Source organism: Roseateles sp. P5_B10, assembly GCF_056400485.1.
In genome coordinates this window covers 1-2,110 of the sequence record NZ_JBFULE010000874.1, presented here as the reverse complement: position 1 = coordinate 2,110, position 2,110 = coordinate 1, and the positions used below count along the sequence as shown (strand labels likewise).

Below are 2,110 nucleotides of genomic sequence, written 5' to 3'. Positions count from 1 at the left end.
GCCTTCACGCTGACCGAGGGCTTCGCGATCAAGAAGATCAGCTTCCTGGACCTGGCCTTTGAAGGCCGGCCCGAGGCCAGCGGCGACGAAGCCTTCGACGCCGACGCGGCCCTGGCGACCGGCGAACTGGGCCGGCTGATCCCGGCGCTCATCGAAGGCCTGGGCGGCGAGCACGACTTCGCCGCGGCAGGTGCGCCCGCCTCAGCGCCCGCGCCCGCCATCGCCTCTCTGCCGGCGAACGTGCCTGAGGACGCGCTCAGTGAGTCACCGCCCTGGTGACACCCCAGGCGTCGGATCGCTTGGGTAGCTTGGCGCGGCACCGGCAGGCACGCCACAACGGTGCCGTCAGCCGCGAAGCTCTCGGCACGCTCCGCTAGATCAATATTCCCAGAAGATCCGCTGCAGCTCAGCGGTGGTCTGTGGCTTGGTCAGGGCCACGGCGGCCAGGATCTTGGCCTTCTGGGGGTTCAGGTCGTGGGCCACCACCCAGTCGTACTTGTCGTCGGGCTGCTCGGCGTTGCGCAGCACGATGCCGTCAGCCACGCGGCTGGAGCGGATGACCAGCACGCCCTTGTCGCGGATGGACTTGAGCTTGTCCACCGCGTAGTTGGGCACCGAGCCATTGCCCGTGCCGGCGTTGATGATGGCCTTGACGCCCGGCGTGGCCGCCGCGTCGTACAGCGCCATGTTCATGCTGCCCGAGCCGTAGACGATGGACACGTCCGGCAGCGCGTCGATGGTGTCGATGTCGAACTCGGAGTTCGCGGTATGGCGCTTGGCCAGGCTGCGGAACCAGAAGGTCTTGCCCTCGACCACCATGCCCAGCGAACCCCATTGGCTGCCAAAGGCGCTGGTCTTGATGTTCACGCGCTTGGCTGCGTCACGGCCGGACAGGATGTCGTCGGCCATGGTGATCAGCACGCCCTTGCCCTTGGCGCTGGGCGAAGCCGCCACCACCACCGCGTTGTACAGGTTCAGCATGCCGTCGGCCGACATCGCGCTGCCCGGCCGCATCGAGCCGACCACCACGATGGGCTTGTCGCTCTTGATCACCAGGTTCAGGAAGAAGGCGGTCTCTTCCAGCGTGTCGGTGCCGTGGGTGACGACCACACCGCCCACTTCCGGGTCCTTCAGCAGCGCGGAAACGCGCTTGCCCAGGGTCACCAGCTTGTCGTTGGTGAAGCTCTCGGAAGCGATCTGGAAGGCTTGCTCGCCGCGCACGTTGGCCACGCTGGCCAGTTCGGGCACACCGGCGATCAGCTTGTCCACCGGCACCTTGGCGGCCTGGTAGGTGGCGCTGTTCAACGCCGAGGCGCCAGCACCGGCGATGGTGCCGCCGGTGGCGACGATCACCACGGTGGGTTTGGCGGTCTGGGCCAGCGCCGGCAAGCCGGCGAAGGCGCTGGCCGCCAGCAGCGCGGCGCAGGCGGCGCGCAGGCCGAAGGTCATGGATTGCATGCWGGGTTCTCCTCTGGTTGTAAAGAAACCAGCGCGAGTAGATGCGAGAAACGGGCCAGCATGAATACCGATCCGGCATTCGTGCTTTCAGAAGGCGCATGACTCCAGTGCATTGCCCGGGCCGGGCCGCGTGCAAAAGCGCTTCAAGAGCCCGGATCAGCAGCGGGGCAGCAACGCGCGCATCGTCGTCTCTTCAGAACCCCATCTTCAGCGTCACCCGCACCGTGCGCGGCTCGGCCGGGTGGACATGACGGTCGGCCACCGCCGCCGCCTCGCCGGGCAGTTGTGACTCGTAGAAGTACTCGATGTCGTTGAGCTTGCGGTCCATCAGGTTGAAGACGTCCACCGTCAGCTCGGCCTTGTCCCACAGCTTGCGGCTGACGCGCAGATTCGTCGTCAGCGACGAGCGCGAGCGCACGCTGTTGTCCTCGACCAGCGAGCCCGAGCCGAGGTAACGCCACTGCAGGCTGGCCGACCAGGGACCAAGGTCGCGCAGCGTGACGGCGATCGATCCGACCTTGTCGACGGCATTGGGAATGCGGTTGCCCGCGGGGTCGAAATCGGCGAAACGGGCACGCGTCCAGGCCAGGTCGGCGTCGATGAGCAACCAGGGCACAGGGGCATAGCGGTTGTTCCACTCAAGCCCATGACG

Annotated in this window: 2 protein-coding genes and 1 pseudogene; 1 reads left to right on the top strand and 2 read right to left on the bottom strand. The window is 66.9% G+C overall.

Annotated elements, in window-relative coordinates:
• Positions 1 to 279 (top strand): recombination-associated protein RdgC (gene rdgC, locus AC1DU6_RS28740; RefSeq protein WP_477861309.1); only part of this gene is annotated, 279 nt, incomplete at its 5' end.
• 99 nt (positions 280 to 378) lie between these two features.
• On the opposite strand, the gene AC1DU6_RS28735 is transcribed toward rdgC, so the two are convergent.
• Together AC1DU6_RS28735 and AC1DU6_RS28730 are read right to left on the bottom strand one after the other, a co-directional pair.
• On the bottom strand, positions 379 to 1,449 hold the full coding sequence (locus AC1DU6_RS28735) for a type II asparaginase (protein WP_477861311.1): 1,071 nt from the start codon (positions 1,447 to 1,449) through the stop codon (positions 379 to 381).
• Positions 1,450 to 1,651: 202 nt separating this feature from the next.
• A pseudogene (locus AC1DU6_RS28730) lies at positions 1,652 to 2,110 on the bottom strand (TonB-dependent receptor); the annotation flags it as partial.